Here is a 1,831-nt window from a genome sequence, read left to right as displayed (position 1 = left end):
CAAAGCTCTGGCCCAGCAGTCTGTTCGTTATCACATTCGACGAGCACGGAGGCTTTTTCGACCATGTGCGGCCTCCGCCTGCGGTTCCGCCCGGCGCGGCTGAAAACAAGAAGCTAAACACGCACAACTTTGCCTTTGACCGCTTCGGCGTGCGGGTTCCAGCCCTCGTGATTTCGCCCTACGTCTCGGCCGGCACTATCGACCATGCGCTTTACGACCATACGTCAATTCTGAAGACTACCGACAAGTTGCTCGGGCTGAACGGCTTGCTCAATCTGACAGCGCGCGTGCGTGCTGCCGATGACATTTCAAAGATGCTCGCTTTAGCGACCGCGCGCCCGGACATTCCGGTGTGTCCTGCGGCCCTTCCCACTGGGACTCTCCGACCTACGAGCGAGGGTTCTCCCCGCTCCAAAGACCCGTTCCTTCCACTCTACGCACATCGTTGATAGAAAAACTGCACCTTTGCGCCACCGATTGCGACCTCAAACCCGAGACGTCGGACGAGATTCCGCCACGGCGAGCCCGACACCGCTACCAGTTACAACAAGCCCGCGACCATGAAGGGTGAAAGAGGACCCCAGCAGAGTCTTGGCGAGAGGCGTCTTTACGGCGAACAGTGCGGCTGCAAGTAGCGCGGTGAATGCTGCGTTGTGACTTGCGTTCAAGCATCAGCAACCGAACTCGCAGGTCGGTGCATTAACCGCACGGTGCAAGCGCATCGCCGCATCTGACTTGCGCGGGCCATTCCTGCGCAGCAGAAGATAGCGATGCTGTATGAATGTGCTGGCTCGGATTCATGTTTGGCTGCCTTTCCCGGTGCTTGCCGCGCAAAGCGACGAGCGCGAACAATTCGCGCTTCCGATCGCGATTCCACGCCTTAAGTCGCAACGGGACGCTTGAGCAGCTGCACGCCTTCGAGACGCAGCGTTAAGGCCATGGCTGCCGCAACTGATGTTTCGACGGCAAGCGCCGTCGCAGCGGCGCCTTGCTCGCCAAATAACTTCGCGAGCACCGCGAGCAAACCGAAATTCAGCGCCGCCGATGCGATCAGCACACGGTTGAATGCCGAGTTCATGCCAAGCGGAAGCATCATTTGAACGCCGAACAGATCGGACAAACTCGACATCAGCGGTACAAACGCCATCCAACGCAGCACGTCGGCGGTGGGTCCGTATTGCGGGCCATAGAGCAGCTTCACCGCGAGCGGCGCGCTAAGGAAAATGCCTAGCGAGATGAGCGAGGCAATGCCGCCCTGCAACACGAACATCTTACGCAGAAAGGCGAACGCATCGTCCGCGCGCGTGATGCATCAAAAAACTCACGCGCGGATAAGCTGCGGTTCTCACTGGCTGCAACATGCCGAGCGCGGCGCGAATGAGCTTGTCGCCCGCAGCGAAGTAGCCGCCCGCTATATTGCCCGCCATGAGTGTTAGCAGCACGATGTTGCTCGACGCATAGATCTCGACGAGTGAGGTGGCGATGAACACGCTCCATCCTTCCCTGAGCCGCCCGAGCGCGGTTCCGATGGAGACAGGCACGAAGTCGATCTCGCGGCGGAAATACAGGAGCGTGCAGGTTGCGATGCCAGACAACAGCGGCACCAGCATGTTGACCAGCATTGCGATGTAGACATCGTCGCGGTGACGCACGAACAGATACATGGCGGGTACACTAAGCGCACGGCCAGCAAACACGAAACCGCCGATCGGCGCAAGGTCTTCCACGCCCTGGAAGTACCACGTCGGAATGAGCATTGCACCGACGGCCATGCCGAAGCCTGTAAGCAGCAACTCACGGTTCCCGGCGAGCTGCGGCACGATGAGCGTCA

The 1,831-nt window shown here is 59.6% G+C and carries 3 protein-coding genes and 1 pseudogene; 1 reads left to right on the top strand and 3 read right to left on the bottom strand.

Translation table 11 applies throughout. The features are described 5' to 3' along the window. Window positions 1–449 (top strand): alkaline phosphatase family protein (locus tag AWB81_RS42560; RefSeq protein ID WP_327373514.1); only part of this gene is annotated, 449 nt, incomplete at its 5' end. Window positions 450–521: 72 nt separating this feature from the next. Here AWB81_RS42560 and AWB81_RS49105 read toward each other — a convergent pair. The 3 genes and pseudogenes from AWB81_RS49105 to AWB81_RS48100 all read right to left on the bottom strand — a co-directional run. Beyond that, window positions 522–668 (bottom strand): annotated as a pseudogene (locus AWB81_RS49105) (EamA family transporter); the annotation flags it as partial. A gap of 212 nt (window positions 669–880) precedes the next feature. After that, a complete protein-coding gene (locus tag AWB81_RS48105; RefSeq protein WP_235026248.1) occupies window positions 881–1,270 on the bottom strand; it encodes an MATE family efflux transporter in 390 nt (129 codons plus the stop codon). 1 nt (window position 1,271) lies between these two features. Further along, window positions 1,272–1,831 (bottom strand): oligosaccharide flippase family protein (locus tag AWB81_RS48100; protein WP_235026247.1); only part of this gene is annotated, 560 nt, incomplete at its 5' end.

This window comes from Caballeronia arationis, from assembly GCF_001544975.2.
GTDB classification, from domain to species: domain Bacteria; phylum Pseudomonadota; class Gammaproteobacteria; order Burkholderiales; family Burkholderiaceae; genus Caballeronia; species Caballeronia arationis.
This window is presented reverse-complemented; position numbering and strand designations above follow the sequence as displayed.

Excerpts from the sequence above, each read along its gene's own strand:
- AWB81_RS48105 (WP_235026248.1), bottom strand. The coding sequence starts at position 1,270 with ATGTTCGTGTTGCAGGGCGGCATTGCCTCGCTCATCTCGCTAGGCATT.